Origin of the sequence: Leptolyngbya sp. PL-A3, from assembly GCF_039962325.1 — a bacterium.
GTDB lineage: Bacteria > Cyanobacteriota > Cyanobacteriia > Elainellales > Elainellaceae > Vacuolonema.
Genome location: NZ_JAMPLB010000010.1, coordinates 117,617 through 141,196 on the forward strand (window position 1 = coordinate 117,617; position 23,580 = coordinate 141,196).

The window sequence follows — 23,580 nt, forward strand, 5'->3', positions numbered from 1 at the left end:
TCTAAAAAGCTTCTCACTCAGTACAAAACGGCTCTAATCCAGTGAGGTACTTTTGTACCTCACTGGATTAGAAAATCTTAGATGTACAACTGCACACTACTTTGCTTCACTACAACACACAGCGTTACTGGCTCATAGCCTGACCCGCTAACCACCCTGTTGTCCAGGCACTTTGGAAGTTGAAGCCTCCCGTGACACCATCAATATCTAAAATTTCCCCTGCAAAGTGTAAGCCAGGGCAAAGACGGCTCTCCATGGTTTTGAAGTTAACCTCAGAGAGACGCACTCCACCACAGGTGACAAATTCGTCTTTAAACGCTCCCTTACCCTGCACCGTGTACATACACGCGCTTAGGGCTTGGACTAATGCATGTGTTTGAACCTTAGAGAGCTCGGCCCAACGCTGGTCTTCAGAAATATTGGCTCTCTGAATTAGATAGCGCCAGAGACGGCGGGACAGTTCTGGAGGATGAATAGTGGCGATCGCCCGCCGCACATTCTCCTGTCGCGTTTCCGCCAACCATTGACGAATTTGCTCAGGCGATCGCCCCGCCAACCAGTTCACCTGTAAGCTGGCACGGTAGTGAGAATCATGTAACAACCGGGCTCCCCAAGCTGACAATTTCAGAATGGCAGGACCACTCAACCCCCAATGGGTAATAAGCAGGGGTCCTACCTGTTCCAGAGGCGACTGACTAGCAACAGACAGCTTTACCTTAGCGCTAGCAACCGACACCCCAGCCAGTTCTCGTAAATCCCCATCAGCAATATTGAAGGTAAAAAGCGAAGGGACAGGAGGCTCAATGGTGTGGCCAAGCTTCTGAGCCAGGCGTAACCCTTGAGGATTACTGCCTGTAGCCAGGAGGAGGCGATCGCCCTGCCAGGTTTCCCCCGATTTAAGTTGGATTTCAAATCCTGGATTTAAGGGCTTGATATCTACAATCGGTGCTTGATTTTGCAGCCGTACACCCGCATCTCGGGCACTCTGCATGAGGCAATCTACGATGGTTGCGGAGTCATCGGTCACCGGGAACATCCGCCCATCTGCTTCGGTTTTTAGCTTGACTCCACGCTTGGCAAACCATGTAACCGTATCCCGAGGCTGAAACCGGCTCAGGGCACCCCGAAGCGCTTTGCCACCCCGGGGATAGTTCTGCACGAGCAGGGCTGGTTCAAAGCAGGCATGCGTCACATTGCACCGGCCTCCACCGGAAATGCGTACTTTTTGCAACGGTTCCCGACCTGCTTCTAGGAGCAACACAGATTTTTCAGGATTTGCTTCTGCGGCGGCGATCGCCCCAAAAAACCCTGCTGCTCCTCCCCCAATAACAATCACGCGGTCAACTGGCACGTTTACCCTCAATAGACAGGATTTTTTAACGTTACAAGATCCCCAAAAATTAAATTTTGGCTTCTTCACGTTTCGACATGAATTCTATCGGAGCCGTTTTAGCAAGCTGACTCATACGCCTATGCAAAGCCCAAACAATACGGGTCAGCTGGCTGAAACGCTTAGCATTCTTATAACTGACAGATATTTATCGTGTAGCGGAGTGAATTCGCTACACCCATCCGTACTACGCCACAGATAGTGGGCTCTCGTAAGTCCTATGAATGTTGGGGAATTTTTGAATAAAACCTAGAAACTAAGGGCATACTGATCCACAGAGTACCCGAGAGCAATTGCTTCCGGAATTTGTAGGATCGGATTTCTCCGGCTAGGCCGTCCGATTCCAAATATAGTTTGAGTGCAAGCCAGAGGACGACACGGGCATGACCATCGAAGTTCTACAACCAGCCAACCCACGGGATGTTAACGTCTATGCCCCCTATTACCAGGGGCGCAAGAAAAATGCCTTACCTCTGGCAATCAGCCTTTACCAACGGGGCAGCCTGGAGGGAACTCGGCGCATTGAAGGTGGAGAGAGCATTCCGTTTGTGGCTAGCTGGACAGTTTCATCGTTGCCAGCTGATTTGACCCGCTGCCGCATGCAATTCGATGGAAATGCTGAATTAAGCTATGAAGTCACCATGGCTAACTTTGAGTTTGTTGACTACCTGATTGATGTCATTTTCAACTTCAAAGCCACTCGCAAAGCAGACTTCTCCCAAATTTTCTACCGCAAGCTATTGCGCTACGATGATTAAACTCTCCAGGGTTTTCTAGTCCGGTTCCACCCAACTGACGGGTTGTTCAGTCTCGTTGCAGAAGGAGTGCATAGGATTCATCCCTAGGCACTCCTTTCGCTACAACAAAACTGTACATCGCAATAGTTGGTTATCCTTAACTCAGTGAGCGTTTGAAAAACCAATCCGTTTTTGTTTTCAAACATTCACTTAAAAGGATGGTTACGGCGAAAAGTCGGTTCTATGAGAGCCTAACAAGCCATGATAGGATGACCGGATGCTCCCCAGGAGGGGATGAAGCAAGAGGTGTCGGGATTCTAGCCACCAATTTAGGATGGCTGGAGTGCGCGACAATCTCTATGACGTGAAATCCAGACTTGCACAATGCACAGGCTGGAGGCAAACCAGCAAGGGTAGGACAGCGTGGCGGGAAAGTATTTACTCATTGGTTCTTCAGAGGCGTATAGCGGGAAATCTGCTGTAGTTTTGGGCATTGCTCATCGACTACAAAAGCGAGGGCTTGACATTAGCTACGGAAAACCCGTTGGAACATGTCCCAGCGAACTCGACGACTGCGTTGACGAAGATGTGCGGTTCATCGCTCAGACTCTGAAGCTCCCGGACAATCGCCTGACCCCAACGTTGCTGAACCTCGCTCCCGAAACCATCCAACCGAGAATTCGCCAGGAAGACACCACCAATTACGGTCAACTACTCCAGAATGAGCCTCTTGCTCCAGGGGTTGATCTAGCTCTTCTGGAAGGCCCCGGAACACTGAATGAAGGTCAGCTTTTCGATCTGTCGGTACCACAAATGGCCGAGGCGCTGGATGCCAATGTTGTGCTTGTCTGCCGCTATCGTTCGGAACTGGTCGTTGATTCACTTCTGGCAGCGCAGCAGCGACTAGGCGATCGCCTAGTCGGTGTTCTCATCAACGATGTCCCAACGGCTGAGCGAGACTTCGTAGAAACCAGCATCCGTCCCTTCCTGGAAGGTTATGGTATTCCAGTTCTGGCTATCCTACCCAGCAGTGCCCTGTTGCGCAGCGTTAGTGTAGCGCAGTTGGTGCATCAGCTTAAGGCAGAAGTCCTGTGTTGTCCCGAACGAATGGATTTGCTCGTGGAAAGCTTGAAAATTGGGGCGATGAATGTCAACTCAGCCCTCAAGTATTTCCGCAAGGCTCGCAATATGGCCGTGGTAACGGGGGGCGATCGCACTGACTTACAGCTAGCCGCCCTGGAAACCTCAACGCACTGCCTCATCCTGACGGGCCAAATTCCTCCTACCCAGGACATCGTGAGCCGCGCCGAAGAATTGGAAGTGCCCATTCTCTCCGTCGACCTGGATACCCTCTCTACGGTGGAAGTAGTCGACCGAGCGTTTGGACAGGTGCGGTTGCATGAGCCAGTAAAAGTCGCTCACATCCAGCAGATGATGACGAAGTATTTTGACTGCGATCGTTTGCTCAACCTGATAGGAGTGAGGGCACCCGCTAAAGCAGGCTAGAAAGACTGACACCTCCAGCCCATTTATTGAAAAAGAGCGTTGGGATCATCTCCCAACGCTCTTCTCGTATCTGCACAGTTTGCAAAGCTCATTGAGCTTTGCAAACTGTCAAATTCGCTAACTGTTTTCAGCAGCGGCACTTTCTACCAGGATTTCGCCCTTCAGCATACGCTGGGCAGCATCCAGCAGCACTTCTTCCAGGTAAGGCTTGGTGAAATAGCCCTTAGCCCCAAGCTGAATTGCCATTTGGCGGTGACGGTCAGCACCACGAGAGGTCAACATAGCGATGGGAACTCGGTTCAGATGCCCGTCTTTCTGCAAACGAGAGAGCAGTTCCAGACCATCCATCCGAGGCATCTCGATGTCGCAGAATACAAGGTCGCAAGGTAGGCCTGAACGTAGCTTTTCCCAAGCTTCCTGGCCATCACGAGCCTGTTCTACTCGGTAGCCCACCTTGTTGAAGGTCATCGACAGCAACTCGCGTACCGTGATCGAGTCGTCCACAATCAACACCGTTGGTTCGGTCTTGAGTTCGGATACGGGCTCCAGAGGAATCTGATCCGCTCCCTGATCCCAGAAGGGAGTACCCGCCTCCCGGCGAATCCGTCCCAGGGACAGGTCGATCAGTTCCAGAACGTCAGCGATCGGCATAATCCGCCCATCCCCCAGAACCGTCGCACCCGCAATACCGACGGGCTTGGGAACTGGACCTTCGAGCTGCTTGATTACAATTTCCTGCTCACCCAGCACCTGGTCAACCTGAAGTGCCAGGTAGCTACCCGCGTTACTCCGCAGCACAACCACCGAGACAATATCCTCTTCCTGGTTACCGCCATAAACGCTTCCACGTCCAAGGCTCCGGTTGAACTTCAGCAGGTCAGAGAGTAACTGGAAGGGGAGCAGTTGATCTCGCCACTGAATGCAGGACTGGCCCTCAGAGTTGATCTGAATTTGCTCCCGAGGTACGTCGAGCATATCTTCCACCCCGTCCATCGGGAAGGCGATCCGGGCGCGATTACTGATGCAGCACAGCGCCTTAGAAACGCTCAGGGTGAGAGGCAGACGAATGGTGAACGTGGTGCCACGACCCACGGTGGAGTCAATGTTGATCACCCCACGAATATCTGTGAGGCTGGTACGTACCACGTCCATGCCAACGCCCCGTCCGGCAAAGTCGTCGGCGCGATCGCGTGTACTGAATCCATGATGGAACAGCAGGTCGTAAACATCCAGGCGGTTCATCATCCGAGCTTGCTCGGGGGTAATCAGACGCCGCTCGATCGCCTTCTGCTTCACCCGATCTGGATCAATCCCTGCGCCATCATCACTCACCGAGATAACAGTCTGGTTACCCTGGTGGAAGGCCCGAACGGTAATGCGCCCAGTAGCGGCCTTACCTTGAGATGTCCGCTCTTCCGGAGTTTCAATACCGTGGGTAATAGCGTTGTTGACCAGGTGAGTCATCGGGTCATACAACTGCTCCAGAATCATCTTGTCAATCAGAGTATCCCGGCCTTCGATCGTCAGCTCAGCCTGTTTGCCACAGCGCAGCGAGATGTCACGTACCGCACGAGGCAAACGGTCCGCCGTTTGCGCAAAGGGTACCATTCGAGCCCGAGTCAGGCTCTCCTGAAGCTGGCTGGTAATTTGGCGGAAGTTACGGGTAACCTGATCAGTTTCACCCACCACGAAGTCGATATCAGAGGCCGATTCCCGAACTCGGACAATCAGCTCAATCATTTCCTGGGACAGGGTATGGAAGCCAGTGAAGCGATCCATCTCCAGGGCATCGAAGCTGACTCCAGTGGCATGAGATTGTGAAGCTGCGGGTGTGCCTGTCTGATGAGGCCCTGCCATCTGATAGCTCTTACGGCTCGACATGAGGGAGCTTTCGAGGAGCGATCGCTCATACAGGTCACGCATCCGCTGCCCCACATCACTGAGCTGCTGCACCTGGTATTGCAGGTTATCCAGGAACTGCCGCAGACGTTCTTCGGCCTGTTCCAGGCTGTTCCGGTTGACCACCAGTTCCCCAATCAGGTTGTTGAGGTTGTCCAGGTTCTTGACGGACACCCGCATCGTCTGATCACCCCGCATACCCGAGGTACGAGCTGCGGTGGGACGCCGGTTGGCGATCGCAGGACTGCGAACTCCCCGAACACTGGGTGGTCCACCCAACGTATTGTCGGCAGCTTCTAGCAGTTTTTCGAGGTCTTCAAATTCATCACTGGGAAAAGAAGATATTGGTTCTGCTGGCTGAACAGATGGCGTAGCTAACCCAGGAGAATCTGCACCTAGAAGTGCCTCCAAATCTGCAAAATCATCACCGCCTGCTGTATCTGTAACGCCACCATTCGATGATGCATCCCCTAACAAAGCATCTAGGTCGGCAAATTCATCCAGCCCAGCGTCAGGCTCAGAGCTTGCTGCTCCAGAAGGCTCAAAAGAGCTTTCCTCCAGTAAGGCATCCAGATCTGCAAAACCGTCCACGTCCCCCGAACCTGTCACACTCAAATCAGCTTCTTGAAGCTGACCGCTGCTGACATCGTCAAGTAGCGTGTCAACATCGAAGTCAAGCGACAAGTCCGTGTCGGAATCAAAGCTGCTTCCATCATCCGGAAACAGAGTGGGAGAAGACTCTTCTGTGTCCTCATCCAGCGACAACCCAGCAAAAGCAAGCTCCGTTAATTCATCCGCCTCAGTATCTCCTGCTTCATCAAGGCTAAAGCCCAACTCATCATCAAATGCCGATGAAGACTCCAGATCCAGCCCTAAATCAGTTTCCTCGTTAAGAAAGCTATCTAGATTCCCGAAGTCTTCTGACAAGTCGCTATCCAACGTTTCGACGGATGCAAGGGGTGCATCAAACTCGGATTGTGCATCCCCAAAGAGGTCGTCGAAGCTATCAGTTGTAAGGCTGGCAGACGCATCATCTGAGGCATCGAACGCCAAATTAAGACTAAGATCAGCCTCACCTAAAAGGGCATCGAAACTGTCCGCATTATCACCATCAGAAGCATCAAGAGACTCCCTTGAATCCACCCCCAGATTAGGGCTCAGCTCAGATTCATCAAACAGGTTATCGAAATCTTCCGATGTCTCACTGCTGGTTACTTCTGATAGGTCATTCGATTCTGACCCTAAGCCAAAATCGAGAGCCGCTCCATCAAACAGATTCTCAGTCTCATCTGATGCGGTGTTGACAAAGGGGTCTGGTGACATATCGGATGCCATACCCAGGTCTAAATCAAGCCCAGGTTCATCAAACAAGTTGTCAAAGCCACCCGATGAGTCACTTACAGATTCTGTCAGTTCACTTGATTCCATTCCCAAATCAAAATCAAGCTCTGACCCACCACCCAGCAAGGCGTCAAAATCTTCAGAGGAGCTATCCACGGAGGATTCTGTTAGTTCACTTGATTCCATTCCCAAATCAAAATCAAGCTCTGACCCACCACCCAGCAAGGCGTCAAAATCTTCAGAGGAGCTATCCACAGAGGATTCTGTCAGTTCACTTGATTCCATTCCCAAATCAAAATCAAGCTCTGACCCACCACCCAGCAAGGCGTCAAAATCTTCAGAGGAGCTATCCTCAGAGGATTCTGTTAGTTCACTTGATTCCATTCCCAGATCAAAATCAAGCTCTGACCCACCACCCAGCAAGGCATCAAAATCTTCAGAAGAACTATCTGCAGAAGATCCTGCCAGTTCACTCGATTCCATTCCTAAGTCAAAATCAAGCTCTGACCCGCCGCCCAGCAAGGTGTCAAAATCTTCAGAGGAGCTATCCACGGACGATTCTGTCAGTTCACTTGATTCCATTCCCAGATCAAAATCAAGCTCTGACCCGCCGCCCAGCAAGGCATCAAAATCTTCAGAGGAGCTATCCACGGAGGATTCCGTCAGTTCACTTGATTCCATCCCCAGATCAAAATCAAGCTCTGACCCGCCGCCCAGCAAGGCATCAAAATCTTCAGAGGAGCTATCCACGGAGGATTCCGTCAGTTCACTTGATTCCATCCCCAGATCAAAATCAAGCTCTGACCCGCCGCCCAGCAAGGCATCAAAATCTTCAGAGGAGCTATCCACGGAGGATTCCGTCAGTTCACTTGATTCCATCCCCAGATCAAAATCAAGCTCTGACCCGCCCAGTAAGGCATCAAAACCTTCAGACGATTCATCTACAGAGGATTCCGTCAGTTCACTCGATTCCATCCCCAGATCAAAATCAAGCTCTGACCCGTCGCCCAGCAAGACATCAAAATCATCAGAAGATTGATCTACAGAAGATTCTGTCAGCTCACTCGATTCCGTTTCCAGATCAAAGTCGAGAGCTGATTCACCTAGCAGTGCATCTAAATCTCCAGAAATTTCACTGTCTTCCGCTTCTGGCTGCACATCAAAGCCAAGACCCAGATCAAAATCAAGGTCAGCGCTATCCGCTATGCTGCCCAGATTGTCAGGTGTCTCCTCGACAGGTGTAGCGGTCAGTCCATCTGAAAGCACCTCCAGATCAAAATCTAGGCTCTCTTCATTCAGAAAACTGTTGAAATTATCTACGGAGCTCTCTGCTGTGGCCTCTGGGAAGCTCTCATCAGCCAGCCCCAAATCTAGATCGAAGCCCGGCATATCTGTAGCAAATGGATCCTCAGACCCGCTACCCGTAAAGTCACCACTACCCAGATCGAGTTCGCCGAACCCTAAATCATGCTCCAAAGCAGGAGTAGCTTCTAGTGAAGAGCCTAACCCTAGGTCCTCAGAATTCTCCGCGAAATCCAGGTTCAGATCGAGTCCTAAATCACTTCCCTCAGCATCCCAGCCCTTGGCGCTTATGGCTTCAGGTTCGGTGGCAGCAATCAAGCTGTCTAAATCCAGATCAAGAGACTCCAGGTTGTCATCGCTCAGATCAACAGGAAGATCTAGATCTAAATCGAGATTATCGGCTGTGAGAGCAGGGTCAAGTTCAAGAAGTACTTCTTCTGATGCAAGTGCAACATCTGCAGCTGGCTCAGGTACCGCCATTGATAGGTCAAAGCTACCAAAGGGATCGCCGGCAGATGCTGCTGCCTGGGCCTGATCACTGTCCCACAGGTCAGCAGTCACATCCTCGTCATCTGTGTTCCACATTGAAGGAGCGGCAGGCATCCCCGTCAACCCTTCATCGGAATCGAGCATGTCTAGCCAGGACAGTGATTCAGCCGAAGCTTCCTCAGAAGCAGATTCCTCTCCTGAAGCTGTGACACTTTCAGGCTCTGAGAATAGAGATTCATCTGCAAAGGACTCGCTTAATGGGTTACTCTCCTCCCCAAAGCTGAGATCAGCAAAAGGATTGCCATCTTCAAAATCAGGAGAAGATTGATCGTCAACTGCCAAGTTTAGGTCAGCCATTCCCACATCCTGAAAAGGATTTGTGGGTTCTAAAGTTAGTTCTTCGTCTTCATCAGGGCCAAAACTGGAAATGCTAATCCCTCCAAAAGGATCATCCATTCCAGGCAAATCAGTGATGATGACTGTCTCAGAGGTATCCTCGAACAGAAAATCGACACTCTCTTCATCGCTAGGCGGGAGATTGGTAGCACCGGTCTCTCCAAAAGAATCATCCTGGATATCAGAGAAGAAGAGATTGAGTTCGCCAATCATTTCCTGGTTATCAATGGAGGCGCGATCGCTTCCCGCAGCTCCTACATCCAGGCCACCTAATTCTGTCAAAAATGCATCACTGGAACCTAAGTCCAAATCAAGGCCAGCAGCATCTGGCAGCTCTGCCTGACGGAGCAGATCGGAGAGGCTATCATCATCCTCATCCGATGAAGCAGGGATTTCCAGAGCAAAAGGATCAGTGTTGCCAAAGCCTGTTTGCAGAAGATCACTGAAATCTCCTGAATTATCTAACTCTAACGGCTCAGGCATACCGGCATCTGCATCACTGAGGATTTCCTCTTCCTGCCAGGTCATACCAAGTTCCGGAGTGTCAGCCTCAAAAAGATCGGCCAGGCTATTCAATTCAGCCATGCCAACTATAGGGCCATCATCTGTTGACGTTGAAGTGAATTCGCTGGTGTTTAACTCATCGGCTAAACTCGAATCTGCAAAGGCGTCTTCCTGCACCCAGGTACTATCTTGTTCCAGAGAGGGCAGATCGCCAAAGTCAATATCTGTATCGGCCATCAAGCCTGCTCCGGTTGCCAAATCGGCATCTTCCAGCAGGGCCGCCTCATCCAAGCCAAAGCCCAGTTCGGGCAACTCAAAGGTACCAACCTCTTCAATGTCGTCAGTCAGGAAGTCTAGAGCTTCTAGCTCGTTGAACTCAAGCTCGGGTTCTGGTGGCACCAAAGCCAGTAAGGCGTCCCCAGCCGAAATCGCCATGGACTGGCCTGCAAGAGTTTGTTCCTGAGCTTGCTTGATTTCGCGAATGACGACGGGAGCCAAAGCCCGGAACTCGTTCTCAGGGTGGGCGACCGCTCGCCGTGTCAGATTCAACAAATCGACCCAGGGTACGAGCTCAAATTGCTCTCCAGCCTGGGCCAGGGATTGACATATTCCGTCCAGTTGCTGCCGTATTTCGGGACGATCAGGTTGCTTAAAGAGCTGCAACATATCCCGGAGACGAGCCGGAACATCGCTTTGAAAGATAAGTTGAAACGCGCTTTCCTCAGCAGGTTGAGCCGCAACAACCAGTGGGGTGATGACTGGCTGTGGCGCGACAGGTACCGACTGCAAGTTCACGTCATCAGGAGGAGTGACCCCAGCCTGAGCAACCAATTTACTGATGTGCTCGTTGAGCTGCGCAAAGGTGGGCTCAATCGCCACCATGGCTTCTTGCGCTTTATCATCCGTTAGCCCGAATGGCCCCTGCAATTGGTCTAGTAAATCCCGGAGGGTGTCGAAGACGTTCAGTAACAGGCTTTCTAAGCGCTGATCAACTTGAACCGGGCATTCCTTCAGGACTTTGAAGTAGTCTTCTAGGCGGTGGGAGGTTTGCTGAATGCTGTCCAAACCCAGCATTGCTGCTCCGCCCTTTACGGAGTGGGCCGCACGGAATACTTCATGGGCCATCTCGGGGTCTGAAATGGTGTTCTGGAGACTCAGCAACCCCTGCTCAATGGTATTGAGGTGGTCTTTCGCCTCCTCAATGAAGTACCCCATAATCCGCTGTTGTTGTTCCGACAGCATGGCAGTGTTCCTCGAATACGCTGGGTTTGGCTATGCACCCAAGTGGGCTTGGTAGATGTCACTCGGTGGCACCTGATACAAACCGATCAGTCGGCCGATTTATAGATGAATTGCATCTAATGTACCCGACTTCTCCCATATCACTATCACGTCATCCCTCCAATAGGGGTTAACGAAATAAGAATGGCTTATTTTTCAACGCGGAAACGTTCCACGGAGTTCAGCAGGTCACGCGCAACTCCCACCAGACTCTGAAGAGAACCGGACACCCGTTGGGCTTCCTGGGAGGTTTCTTGAGCGGTTAACTCAACGGATTGCATAACCTGGGCCACAGCTCGGGAGGTTTCCGTTTGCTCGACGGTATCGGCGGTAATAGAACGCACCAGCACGTCAATTCGGTTAGATACCTGAATGATGTCTTCGAGCGATCGCTTGGCCTGTTCTGCCAGTCGAGTACCCTCAATAACCTGCTGGGTACCTTCCTCCATTGCCGTCATTACCGAGCTCGTTTCACCCTGAATCTGCAATACGATCTGCTCGATTTCTTTCGACGCTTTAGCCGCCCGGTCCGCTAGCTGACGAACCTCATCGGCAACAATGGCGAATCCTCGACCTGCTTCACCGGCACGAGCCGCTTCAATACTGGCGTTAAGGGCCAGCAAGTTCGTACGAGAAGCGATCTGAGAAATCAATGCCACGATCTTGGAAATTTCCTGGGAAGATTCGGCCAGTCGCTTCACCTTCCGGGTTGTTTCCGCCACCGTTTCTCGGATTTCCAAAATACCGGATACAGTACGTTCCACCGCTTCCCCACCTTTGAGGGCGGTAGCCGATGCAGAACGGGCTACTTCCTCAGCTTCACGGGCGCTTTCGGCCACCCGCTGAATCGAGTCGGTCATCACCTGCACAGAGTTGAGGGTGACGGCCAGCTCCTCGGCCTGACGGAGAGCGTCAGAGGAGAGCGATCGCGCAAATATTTCATTTTCTGTAGAACTCTTGGCTACCTGCCGAGCAGCAGTCTTCACCTGTTCCACAATCTCTCGCAGGTTTTGAATGGTGAGGTTGAAGGAATCAGCAACGGCTCCCAGAACGTCGGCAGTTACTTCCGCCTGTACCGTCAGGTCACCTCGGGCCGCGCCTTCTACGTCGTCCAGTAAGCGAATCACTTGACGCTGCAAATCTTCCTTCGCTTGCTCCTGCTCTTCCGCCTTACGCTGAGCTTCACTGGTGGTCGTTAAAATCACTCGAGCCATCTGGTTAAAGCCAGTCGCCAAGCGGCCCAGTTCATCCTCGGAGTACACTACAGCTCGAGCATTCAGGTTTCCCTGAGAAACCGATTCAAACTGGCGTTGCAAGTCATCTACAGAGCGCTGCATTTGACGGGTTGTGGCCCAACTTAGAGCCGCAGCGGTACCTGCCCCGCATAAGCCTGCAGCTGCCGCCATCAGCAAGCCAGAACGGGTGGTGTAAGGAACCACGGTAGGCTTGTCTTGCGGGGGTACGAGAAGACTGGAGGAGATGAAACTAACGGTTGCAACCGATAGAGCCGATACAATCCCTGTCGCTCCAGCAATAATCCAACGCTTGGAGGAAAGGGAAGCATTCTCCATCGGAGCCGTCCATCCTTGCTCCACACTTACTTCGGGTTCCACATCACGGACATCAACGGACGTGAATGTCGGCAACGATTCAGTATTACCTGCAATGCTGAAGATTTCGTCTTCCCGAATGACGGATTGGTCGCCGCTGTCTGCGAAGCCGAAGCTGGAATCCCCGGAGGACATAGAGTTGGAGATCCCAACGGATGGGCTGCTAAAACCAGCAGAGTTGTCCGATAGGTCAAAGTCGGGCAGACTTCCCAGATCGTCAAACTCCTCAAAGTCATCAAGAAAATCAGCTCCTCCAGAGCGAACTGTATTTTGAGGCGCTGGACGGGGTTCTTCGCTGGTAGAAAAGTCCTGAAAATCATCCAGGTCTTCCAAATCAAAATCATTAAAGCTGTCAGAGCCAGTGTTCAGGCTGACGGTGGAGTTGTAGCTTGGATACCCAAAGGTCTGATCCATCTGGGGCTGACCTTCTAATTCATCACCCGACATAAAAAGGGTTTCCTCATCGCCTTGCCGATTATGGGTCACCCCTGGCGCACTATCCAGGGAAGAACCATAATCGCCATAGTTATTGCTGGCGTATCCAGGATTTTCGTCTACGGTAAAGTCATCTTCAAAGGGTGGCGGGGAGCTGAGATTCTCACCTCCAAAAACTGTGTTGCCAAACTCATCATCGCTGGGAGGATAAGCCGGAGCCGCCGTATTGAACGGTGAATCATCCAGGCCAAACGGATCATCACCGCCTATATTGCCATCGCCCACATTGTTAGCGAATGGATTATCGTAAGCGTCTTCCGTAGCGGCTGTCCCGAAGGGATTGTCAGAGCCGTTAAATGCACCAAAGTCTTCTAAGCCAAAGTCATCCCCTTCTGCCTGGAATCCATTTGTTCCATAGGAAGAGGGATCATGGGTGCTAACAAAATCTGAATCAATATCAAAGTCCGCGACCCCAAAGCTTGGATCTTCACCCGTTGGGCTATCGGAGTCGGAGGAGGAATATTGGCTGATAGCGGCTAAGCCACTGTTGGCGTAGTCAATATATTCTGCATCCGTGGTGATGGTAAGTACCGTCTCGTATTCCTGGCGGGCCATCTCGTACTGTTGCAGGCCATAGCAATAGACGTGGCCTCGCAGCAGCCGGGTGCTTGGATCGTCTGGGTGGTTGGCAGCCAAGCGATCGACGATTTCGGCAGCCTCTTCATATCTGCCTTGCATGTAGGCTCGTTCAGCCTGTTGATACTCTTGTGCGTACTCAGTGCCTGATCCCATTTGCTCCTCCTACCCGAACAGATTCGGAATTTGCCTGATATTTATGCCGCCCATCGCGCTGATCGTAGGATTGCGACCTGGTCTAGAAGCCTGAGGACATGGTCTGTGCCAGTGGCATCGGCAACAGTCCACTCTCCTCGGAGAAACGGTGCCATACCATCGGCTACATTGGTGGGCATCTGAATCTCCTCGATGTCCAGCCAATCCATACCGTAGATGCGGTCAACCGCTAAGCCTAACATAGTGTCTTGATCCTCAACCGCAATCACTGCTATTTCAGAGCGATCGGTGCTGAGGGGCATGACATCACCTAAAAACTGACCCAGATCGGCGACCCACACGACCCGCCCCCGTACATTGAGAGTACCCAAGAGGAGGGGGGATACATTCGGGATCGGTGTAATTCGATCCGGGGAGGCTGAGATCACTTCGCGGATGCCCATAGCAGGCAAGGCAAACTCACCCCCTGACGTGACAAAAAACCGCAGGTGAAGCTCACCCTCGGGACTATCGAGCTGTTGTAGTTCGGGGGCCTGATCTTGCCCACTACCGGTTAAAAAATCTGGATTGCCGATCATTAGGTCACGCCTTATCCTCGCAATAGCTGCTTAACGGTGCCAACCAGCTCTGTGGGCTGGAAGGGCTTAGCAATATAGGCATCTGCACCCTGCTTCATGCCCCAGTAGCGGTCAAACTCCTCCCCTTTTGATGAACACATCACAACAGGAATGTTCTGGGTTTTGGGATTAGATTTGATCTGACGGCAGACCTCGTACCCATTCATTCGAGGCATTACAATATCGAGCACGACTAGATCGGGCCGCAGATCCTCGATCTGCTCCAAGGCTTCTACCCCATCACTGGCGACTGTTACTTCTAGTCCACTACCCTTTAGTAGATCTGTAATCATTTCTCGTTGGGTTACGCTGTCTTCGACGACTAAAACTTTACTCATATCGACTCTACGACCGCGATTGGTTGGGAAGGAGGCTTAACGAGGACAGTATAAGGATTCTCCTGTAAACCAAGATAATGCACTTCAAATTGAATAATTAATCAGTTGGGGTAGTTGTGGCGGAAGTAGATCGGGGGATACCAATTTCTAACTCATTTTCAAGGGCTTCGGCCAATAATTTTTCAGGCTCAGGCTGATCAGGATTCCCAGGCCCGATATATTTCTCTATTAGAGTTAATAATTCGTGTTCTCCGAAGGGCTTCGTCAGATAGTCTGTAGCCCCAACCATTCGGGCGCGTACCCGATCAATAAATCCGTCTCGACCCGTCAACATAATGATGGGGGTCTGACGAAACGCGGTGGACTTGCGCAGCATGGCGCAAATTTCGTAGCCATCCAACTCGGGCATTGAGATATCACACAGGATGAGATCGGGCTTGAGTTGGAATAGAAGGCTCAGCGCCTTGAGTGGGTTGCTAATGGATGTGCCTTCATAACCATTGCCGTTGAGAATGAGCTCAACGACTTTACGGATACTGGCCCCATCATCGATGCACACAACTCGTGGTACCCGATTTTGAGGCAGTAGGTTTGGGTTTGGGGCAGGAATAGGCTGGGGCATGTGCAGTTGCAGATCGCCCCGTTCCACATAGGGGTAAAGACGATTTGCTACAGCCACAATGTCCTGATGCAAATAGCGAGCCAGGCGACGGATGGAGGTTTTGCCATCGAGCCAGGCGGTCAGGGCACTTTCTGAGATTTTGGAACGTAGGTGGCTGGTTTCAGCAAGCGCCGGGCATTGCTCCGGAGATTGCACATGGGGGCGCAGTTGCTTCCACTCCTGCACCTGTTTCAGAATTTGGGGCACCAACGCACCGATTTCCAAGGGCATTAGTTGAGGCACCAGAGGTGGGCCAACCTCAAAGATGAATGCGCCTTGATGCAGGCTCAGGATGTCAAACAATGTTTCTTGCACCATACGTTGAAGGATGGTGCGTCCCTGAGCAGCCGTAAGGGTATGGTTCTCAAGCAGAGCCCAGAGGTGGCCATACTCAGGAGCGTTGGTGGTGGCGATCGCCGAAGGAGCTGCATTATCTGCAGAAAGAGTAATGCGATAGTGACGCAGGTAATCCCGCAGGCGCGTCAAATCTGATCCAGCATCACCGGCATAGACTACTTGTCCATTCAGGAAGAAGACAAACCAGGATTTCTCGACTGGGGCTTTAGGGCGCCGCCAAGCTTGCTGTGCAACAACTGCATCATTGCCGGTCGGAACCATTGGCAAGCTGTAGGCTTCGACAAACAGCTCTCCAGTTCGCTGGCCTAATTCAATGAGTTGAAGAATACTGCGACTATCGATTTCGCTGAGTGTGCCCTGCATTTAGCCGAGTGGCTCTCCTGAAAACGGTTGCACGGGATTGGGGAACCGCGTGCTTTACCTAGTTCATTGTTACCTCTTTCATCAAGATTCCCGATCAGATTGGGAAAATCATCAGCCATGCTCAAAGTATTGAGCAATCGCAATGAAAGACTTTTCCTCGCCCAAAGAGTTTTTAACCTATGAAAAGTAGCTTTTTAGCGGTTTTTGCCTGATTTTGCAGCTAATTAAGGCTGCTCTTGAGCTTCTGCTTTATCACTATAGCGTTACTCATTGATTGGACAATCTATAGTCACTGCTATACCTCTACTTCAGCCATTGGGAGGCCGGATGAAAGGCTGTAAAGCTTCCTAATTAGAGGGTTTTGCAGAATAATCGTGGATACCCGGAAGTTTACACAACGTTATATATAGATGAGATGGCCAAGAACGACAGAAGCCTTTCTTAATGGTGACAAAGTGGAGCATTGCCATAAATTTGGTGCTGTTCTAGACATGTTGATTAGTTAATTTTGAGCGGGGAGCTTACCCCCATCTCAACAACCAACCACGCATTTGCAACACTACCCAGACACAGGAAGGAAAAGGGCGATCGCAATACTTGAAAAGGCTGTTCAAAGAGCATTAGCCCTGCACCCATCAGATCTGAAGTTGTCATTGTGAGTCTTCGCGCTTGCTGGATGCTGTCCGGAAAATTACGCATTCAAGGCATAAACCTGAAGGCTGCATAAATTTTAGAAAAGCGTTTGTGCTTTTGCGTTAGAACCAGATCCCGTTCCCATTTGATGGTGTTACATTTGAACGGAAGGATTCAGGTGCCTCCATCCCAACCTAGTCGCACTGCGTGTTCGCAGATGTCAGGGGCGGAAAGCGGAGCGATTTGACGGTTGGATGCGATCGCCAGCAGCTAACCAAATTGCCAGGGATAACCGAGATACCATCGGCTCGATCGGTATCCCCTTGGTTATTCTGCAACATAATGATGATGGGGCCTTTGATTAGACTTATGGAAGACCTTGGCTGGGCTAGGGACTGGTTCCTAAGTCAGTATAGGCTTACCAGCTACTAAGGAACTGCCAACCATCAGGTGGATTGATTTGCATCGTTGGTATTTAGTCTAGACCGATACGGAAGAGGAATATTGGTGTGCTGTATCTAGCCGAAGTGCAGAAGAAGGGTGGAGCGTTCCGAACCGCAAAGGTGGAACTTCGATTATTGGCGTGCCAGCGTTCAGAAAGTAGCTGGACGGCTGTACCCAATGAAGAAATTGTTCAGTGCCCCGATGAAATGGCTAGCTACAACGCCGGTGCACTGATTATGGTTGAGCTGAGTGGAACCAAGCAGATACAGCGGCACTCCGATGCGGCACGTCAATTGGTGACCATTCTGCAAAACTTCTCCCGCCTCCAGGATCGCTCCAAATCCCAGGAAGAAGAAATTGAACAATGGAAGGAGTCGCTGACTTACCAGAGCCAGGAACTCAACCGTCGAGAAATGGAGCTAGAAGCTCGCCAAGAGCAACTCCACCAGATGGAGGAAGACTTTGAGCGGCTGGAGCAACAGCGTCGGGAAATTGAAGAGCTGCAAGCGAATGTAGAGCAGCAGCGGGCCGAGTTCGACCGTAAGAACCAGGATCTTGAAGGAGCCTGGGCTCATCTGCGGGGTGAAATGAACCGCATGGAGGAGCAGAAGGCTCAATATTCCCAATCGGCTGTGCTCGATGAAGGGAAGGCCCAGCAGATGCAGGAGTTGCTGGATCGGCTATCGGGGGCGATCGCACCGACCGAAGCCGTACGGGAACAGCTCAACCAGGCGTTTGGTATCCTCAATCATCAGCAGGAGAGCATTGGAAGCCACTATCAGACATTGGATGAGGAGCGGAACCAGACTCAGCAACGTCAGAATACCCTGGACGAGAACCTGCAACGGCTGCAGACGCGCTGGCAGGAGTGGCGGCAGGCTCAGACAGCACTAGAAGATGCTCGAGCGGAACTGCAAGCACGCCAAAAGCTGGTGGATATGAAGCAGGACCATATCAATAGCCTGACTTCTCAGCTACAGCAGCAGGATGAGTTACAACAACAATTCCGACAGTTAATTGAGACGTCGGGGCAGTTTACTTTGGGTGGTGGCATTGACCTAAGCGCTCTGGAAAAGATGCCTCTAGAGGAGTTGGAGACGGCAGTTCGAGATATGGAGGCTGACCTGGAGAAAATCTCGCGCTTCGTGAGCAGCCAGGAAGAGGAGCTGACAGCTCAACAGGACGACATCAATAAGCTGATGGAGCAAATCCAAAGTGCTAGCGAGTACGATCGCATGCGCATGGAGTCGGAGCTGGCAGACGAGCAGGATCGCTATCGGATGTTGGATGAGACCCTGGTAGGGCAACGACGGACTTTGCAAGAGCGGCGAGATGTCATCCAGCAGCATCGACAAGTTCTAAGCCGTCGTAAGGGAGAAAGCAGTGGTGGCAGTGGTCCGGAAATTGATCTCTCCCCCGTCGTGTCTCGACTGGATAACCTGAAGCAACAACTTTCGCAGGCTTTGCAACAAGCCCAGAGCGACCTTAAGGCCATGCAAGATAGCTTTGGTAATCAGCAGGGACAAGTGGATCAGCAAGCGGCGACCCAGGAAGCCCTGTGGAATGAGCTACAGCAACAGGAGCAAGACCTGAAAGCTGAGAAGGGAGCCCTGGGCGAAATCTGGGGACGGCTCAATTCCTACCCGGATGCCATGCAGTTTGCCAGCCGAGCTCTGCCGCAGTTGCAGGAAAATCTGGAAGCCGTTGCTGGGCTGATGAATCAGTTCCAGGAAGCCAGCGACTATCAGTTGCAAGCGATCGCCGAGATGCGCCAATTGATCGGCAGTTTGACCCAGGCTCCAGAATACGCTTCCTAACCCATTACCTGAATCATCACTAATAAATTGGGGGTAGCGCTAAGCGCTACCCCCAATTTATTAGTAATTGGATTCCCTCGATTGAAGCTGAATCCAGTCCTGCTCAACGCGGGCGATCGCCCCTCCCGAAAGGGGATCTGTTTGACTACGGTTGGGTGCAAGAATAAGTCGTACCACCTTCTCGACCTGCTCATAGGTAGGGGATGCTGGCAATAAGCCTTGCAGAAACTGGCGTACCACCCGCCGCTGGAGGGCCAGAGGAGCGTTTTTGAGCACTTGCCGATTTAAGGCGTAGGGGCTATCAGGGCTACTAGCCTGTTTACGCACGGTTGTTGCTAATTCTTCTAACAGAGCTACGTCGGCTCGTAGTAGCTCTGCAGTCTGCCCAAGATGGGCTTCGACCCGGGGGTTGAGGTGCTCCTGCAGGTAAGGGAGAAGTTCTTCGCGGATACGGTTACGGGCGTAGGTTACATCGTCGTTGGTTGCGTCGTACCAGACCTCCAACTGTCTGTCCTGACAGACTTGAGCGGTTTCGGAGCGAAGGAAGTCCAGGAGAGGACGAACCAGACGAATGGAGTCACTTAAGGGACGGTTCCAGGTGAGAGCTTGCAGGCCGTCAGCTCCGCTGCCTCGAATCAAATTGTATAGAAGCGTTTCCGCGCGATCACTCGCCGTATGGCCCGTCACGACACAGTCTAATCCTTCCCGCCGGGCAATTTCCTTAAGGACGGCATAGCGCCAGTCACGAGCGGCGGCTTCGGAGGGAATGGGTTCAGCGGCGGTGCGCCCATGGTAGGGCACCTGCCATGCTTCGGCTAAGGATTGGACATAAGCTGCATTATCATCGGCATCTGGACGCCAGCGATGGTTGCAGTGGGCGATCTCAATGCGCCATTCCCAATGGGGTTGCAGATCCAAGAGCAATTGCGCCAGACAGAGAGAATCTTGACCACCGGAAACGGCAATCAACATGCTTTGTTTACGAGAAAAAAGACCCCGTTGCCGAAGGGTATGGTGCAGACGGGCGTGATAGGGGCTCCAGAGGAATGCAGCCGACATGGTGGATTGGGGGTGGCGATCGCTCACCATCAAAAACATTAATGGGCAGTAGAGCCCTTGCCAATCTGTTAAGGGTGAAGAACTCTCACCCTTAAGATTTTTATGAGGGTCGCAGCCCTACAAAAAGTTTGACGGACCCTTAGTAATCATCTCGAAATTCTTCGTAGGGAACGTCCTCGACCCGCGCTGGTTGGACGTCACCCCGGTAAGCTCGCTCCTGACGGTTGGCACGGCGAGGCGCTTGCTCTTTTAGAAGCTTCTGGGGTTCTGGCTGAAACTCTAAGCGAATTCGGACACGGCCACGCTGCCAGCCCTGGTTGCCAAACCGCAGCACCTCACAGCGGAGACCCTCATCGGTAAACCAATCTTCGCACTCGTCTACCCATTCCGTTTCTCGTTCGCTGACGACCTGAGCCAGGGCATCCAAAAATTCACTCACCTTAAAGGTGGAGTTAGGCATCAGTACACGGCCTACACGGACGTGCAGCACCTCGTCATCACTAAGCAGGTTGTAATCTTCCATTAACGATGATCCTCAGTGTCATCCAGGGACGCTTGTCCAGGTTCCAATATATAAGGGTTTAGCGAATTAATAAAATTCCAAAGAGGTGTGGCAATCTTTATACCTCTTTGGAATTTTATTAATTCATAACGGTATAGTAGCTCTGGGCATCTATGCCGTGTAGGGGGAGCGATATCGGCAGCGGGGCGACGAACGCGAGCTTAAAAGAACCAGCCGTAACTATGCAGCCCCTTACCCAGAAGATTAACCCCTAAGTAGCAAATCCAAACCACCAGGAAACCAGAAGCCGCCAGAAGCGCAGGACGTCGTCCTTGCCAACCTCGGGTAATACGAGCGTGGAGGTAGGCGGCGAAGACGAGCCAGGTAATGAGTGCCCACGTTTCTTTGGGATCCCAACTCCAGTAGGAGCCCCAGGCTTCATTGGCCCAAACTGCTCCGGCAATGATGCCAATGGTGAGAAGGGGAAAGCCCAGACCAATAATGCGGTAGCTAACATTATCGAGGGTGTCGGCAAGGCTTAGCCGTTGAGGAGTTAAAGCCATGGTAGTGGCCGCCACAGGATTGAGTACGGCTGTGCTACCACCCGAAGACGCAACCGGCTCCTCCGCCTCCACAGGTGCTCCAGCACGGCGCAGGCGATAGCGACCTTCGCGATAGGCCCCGGTGCCCACAGAACTGCCATGGAGCTGAATCGATTGACCACGGGTAACGATGAGGAAGGCGATCGCCAAAACAGCTCCCACCATCAAACAGGCATAACTGAGCAGCATCACGCTCACATGCATCATCAGCCAGTTGGACTTCAGTGCAGGAACCAGGGGTTCCGACTTCTGCATCGCTGCGGGCAGAGACAGGGTCGCGAAAGCTGTGATCCCCATGGCGACGGGAGAGGTAAATGCTCCCACCAAACGGCTACGGCTGGTGCTTTCAGCCAGGAAATGGACAGCCGTGACGCCCCAGGCAATAAACAGCAAAGACTCGTAAAGATTGCTCAGGGGGAAGTATCCGGCATCTAGCCAGCGAGCACCCAGAAGTGCAGCCAGCCCTAGATTGGCGATCGCCATCCCCGTTGTACCCAGGGTCTGTAGCACCGTTGCTCCTGGGAATGCCACGCCCGCCCAGTACACCAGCATGGTGCAAAAGAGGACAGCAAAGGAGGCATTATCCAGCCAATTTTGGAGAACAACCAAATCCATGTGATGGAAAACTCCCGTGAGATTAATCTCGATCGCTGTGCAGCGATCCCTCTCTATCCTATCGAGTCTCGGTACAGAAGGAAAAAGCGGTTGCTGCTTCGAGGATTTTTGAGCCAACAACCGCTGGGTTCTTGCTTAAAAATACACAAGTGCCTCGTGCCGTTCAAAAGACGGCCTGTCAAAGTACGAGACGGGCAAACTTATTCTTGCCAACCTGTAGAACTTTGCCCTGGATTTCTTCAGCTGATGCAAATTCCTGGTTCTCGTCAGTAATGCGCTCACCATCTAACCGTACTGCACCACCCTTGATCTGTCGCCGGGCATCAGAACTGCTCTTACACAATCCTGTTGCTTTGTCTCCCAACAAATAAAACAGCTTCACTGGAAACTGAATTTCCTGAATGGAAAATGTGGGTACCTCAAGGGCTGTGGCTGAGACACTCAATGATTGGTTCAGTGTAGAGCTACCAAATACTGGTGAACCAGAGGTGAGAATGATTGCAGCTTCTTGGGCTTTGAGAGCTTCTTCTCTCCCGTGATATTGGCTGACGACTTCCAGGGCGAGGAGTTTTTGGCGATCGCGCGGGTTCTCCGGCAACTGATCCAGTGGCAGGTTAGTCAGCAACTCAAAGTAACTGGAAATCAAGTTATCCGGAGTCTTCTCTAGCTTGGAGTACATGGTCAGGGCATCCTCCAGCAGCCCAACGTAGTTCCCCAGGGATTTAGACATTTTCTGCACCCCGTCGGTGCCCAAGAGCAGGGGCATCAATAGGCCAAACTGAGGTGTTTGCCCAAAATGGCGCTGCAAGTCCCGCCCTACCGCCAGGTTGAATTTCTGGTCAGTGCCTCCCAGTTCCACATCTGCCTGCACCGCGACAGAGTCGTAGCCTTGCATGAGCGGGTAAAGAAATTCGTGCAGGTAGACGGGCACCTGTTTTTCATACCGCTCGGCAAAGCCTTCCTTAGCCAGCATCTGACTCACAGTCATCGTGCCAAGCAACTCTAGAATTTTGCTCAGATCCAACGTAGAGAGCCATTCGGAGTTGTAGCGGATTTCTAGCCGCCCGGGGGTATCAAAGTCCAGGATAGGGCGCAACTGATCCAGATAGGTCTGGGCGTTGGCCTTGACCTGTTCCGTAGTGAGTTGTTTACGAACTTCAGATTTGCCGGTGGGGTCGCCAATCTGGGCGGTGAAGTCGCCAATGATAACGACTGCTGTATGCCCCGCATCCTGAAATGCTCGCAGTTTACGGTAGACAATGCTGTGTCCCAGATGGATTTCTGTACCCGTGGGATCAATACCCAGCTTGACTCGGAGAGGGCGATCGCCCTCCTTCAAGCGCTGCATAAGATTTTCGGCAGGATCTTTGGAGTTACGGTCGTCTGGGAAGATCTCCACAATCCCTCGGGTCAACCAGGCCAGATCGGAAGAGGCCGTTTCCCCTACGCCATTAACAGTTGATTGAGCTAAATTTGCTGCGCCCACGCCTACTTCTATCGCTCCCACAGGTTCTTATCATTTTTTGAGCAATGCCTAGTATAGTTTTAATTTGTGTTTCCGTCTGGGTTCGCCACGCTTTCCATGGGGATTGCCTAGCCGAACGTTATGTAATTCTTGGCTTGCATCCGGATGACAAGGCTAGAACAGGGGATAGACTATACAGATTGTTTTGAGTAGATGGGCATGGGCGATCGCCTTTTGGGATCCTATCGAACACAACGGGACAAACCTCTCAATTTCTGCCAAAATCGTGGCAACGTTTGTGAATCTTTCCTGCCTGATTTGAAGATATCTGCTATTACTTCTGATAGGCTGCCCTAAACTCAGCTAACGTGTTCCTCTCTACTCGCCTGTTCGACCTAATCCTTGCCAGATCCGTTTCGTAATTA

15 protein-coding genes are annotated in these 23,580 nt (G+C 51.9%); 3 read left to right on the forward strand and 12 right to left on the reverse strand.

The genetic code is table 11. From position 1 onward, the window contains the following. Positions 1 to 124 precede the first annotated feature (124 nt). Positions 125 to 1,351 carry an aminoacetone oxidase family FAD-binding enzyme gene (locus NDI52_RS10410; protein WP_190770638.1) on the reverse strand — a complete coding sequence of 409 codons (1,227 nt, stop codon included), beginning with the start codon at positions 1,349 to 1,351 and terminating at the stop codon, positions 125 to 127. 422 nt (positions 1,352 to 1,773) lie between these two features. Here NDI52_RS10410 and ebsA point away from each other — a divergent pair, with 422 nt between their 5' ends. Continuing rightward, the gene (ebsA, locus tag NDI52_RS10415; protein WP_190770639.1) at positions 1,774 to 2,148 is read left to right on the forward strand and encodes a type IV pilus biogenesis protein EbsA; all 375 of its coding nucleotides are present in this window, start codon (positions 1,774 to 1,776) and stop codon (positions 2,146 to 2,148) included. A gap of 402 nt (positions 2,149 to 2,550) precedes the next feature. Continuing rightward, on the forward strand, positions 2,551 to 3,633 hold the full coding sequence (locus NDI52_RS10420; RefSeq protein ID WP_190770640.1) for a DRTGG domain-containing protein: 1,083 nt from the start codon (positions 2,551 to 2,553) through the stop codon (positions 3,631 to 3,633). A 117-nt stretch (positions 3,634 to 3,750) separates the two neighbouring features. Here the strand turns inward: NDI52_RS10420 and NDI52_RS10425 are convergent, their stop codons facing one another. From NDI52_RS10425 to NDI52_RS10455, 7 genes are all read right to left on the reverse strand, one after another. Further along, the gene (locus NDI52_RS10425; protein WP_348256394.1) at positions 3,751 to 10,806 is read right to left on the reverse strand and encodes a response regulator; all 7,056 of its coding nucleotides are present in this window, start codon (positions 10,804 to 10,806) and stop codon (positions 3,751 to 3,753) included. Positions 10,807 to 10,994: 188 nt separating this feature from the next. Beyond that, the gene (locus NDI52_RS10430; protein ID WP_190770641.1) at positions 10,995 to 13,682 is read right to left on the reverse strand and encodes a methyl-accepting chemotaxis protein; all 2,688 of its coding nucleotides are present in this window, start codon (positions 13,680 to 13,682) and stop codon (positions 10,995 to 10,997) included. Positions 13,683 to 13,723: 41 nt separating this feature from the next. After that, positions 13,724 to 14,260 (reverse strand): chemotaxis protein CheW, encoded by a 537-nt coding sequence (locus NDI52_RS10435; RefSeq protein WP_190770642.1) that lies wholly within the window; start codon positions 14,258 to 14,260, stop codon positions 13,724 to 13,726. Between the two features lie 11 nt (positions 14,261 to 14,271). After that, positions 14,272 to 14,637 carry a response regulator gene (locus tag NDI52_RS10440; protein ID WP_190770643.1) on the reverse strand — a complete coding sequence of 122 codons (366 nt, stop codon included), beginning with the start codon at positions 14,635 to 14,637 and terminating at the stop codon, positions 14,272 to 14,274. A gap of 97 nt (positions 14,638 to 14,734) precedes the next feature. Further along, a complete protein-coding gene (locus tag NDI52_RS10445) occupies positions 14,735 to 16,018 on the reverse strand; it encodes a response regulator (RefSeq protein ID WP_190770644.1) in 1,284 nt (427 codons plus the stop codon). A gap of 498 nt (positions 16,019 to 16,516) precedes the next feature. Further along, entirely contained in the window at positions 16,517 to 16,672 is a 156-nt protein-coding gene (locus NDI52_RS10450; RefSeq protein ID WP_190770645.1) for a hypothetical protein, read from the reverse strand. A 173-nt stretch (positions 16,673 to 16,845) separates the two neighbouring features. Next, positions 16,846 to 16,992, reverse strand: coding sequence for a hypothetical protein (locus tag NDI52_RS10455; protein WP_348256395.1), 147 nt, complete (start codon positions 16,990 to 16,992; stop codon positions 16,846 to 16,848). A 168-nt stretch (positions 16,993 to 17,160) separates the two neighbouring features. Here NDI52_RS10455 and hmpF point away from each other — a divergent pair, with 168 nt between their 5' ends. Then, complete coding sequence (gene hmpF, locus NDI52_RS10460) at positions 17,161 to 18,912, forward strand: pilus motility taxis protein HmpF (RefSeq protein WP_190770646.1); 1,752 nt, start codon at positions 17,161 to 17,163, stop codon at positions 18,910 to 18,912. Positions 18,913 to 18,972: 60 nt separating this feature from the next. Here the strand turns inward: hmpF and tilS are convergent, their stop codons facing one another. From tilS to tyrS, 4 genes are all read right to left on the reverse strand, one after another. Next, entirely contained in the window at positions 18,973 to 19,971 is a 999-nt protein-coding gene (gene tilS / locus NDI52_RS10465; RefSeq protein WP_190770681.1) for a tRNA lysidine(34) synthetase TilS, read from the reverse strand. A 139-nt stretch (positions 19,972 to 20,110) separates the two neighbouring features. Next, positions 20,111 to 20,494, reverse strand: coding sequence for a KGK domain-containing protein (locus NDI52_RS10470; protein WP_190770647.1), 384 nt, complete (start codon positions 20,492 to 20,494; stop codon positions 20,111 to 20,113). A 200-nt stretch (positions 20,495 to 20,694) separates the two neighbouring features. Beyond that, positions 20,695 to 21,690: a c-type cytochrome biogenesis protein CcsB gene (ccsB, locus tag NDI52_RS10475; RefSeq protein ID WP_190770648.1), complete on the reverse strand. Its 996-nt coding sequence runs from the start codon at positions 21,688 to 21,690 to the stop codon at positions 20,695 to 20,697. 178 nt (positions 21,691 to 21,868) lie between these two features. Further along, entirely contained in the window at positions 21,869 to 23,113 is a 1,245-nt protein-coding gene (tyrS, locus tag NDI52_RS10480) for a tyrosine--tRNA ligase (protein WP_199307733.1), read from the reverse strand. Positions 23,114 to 23,580 lie beyond the last annotated feature (467 nt).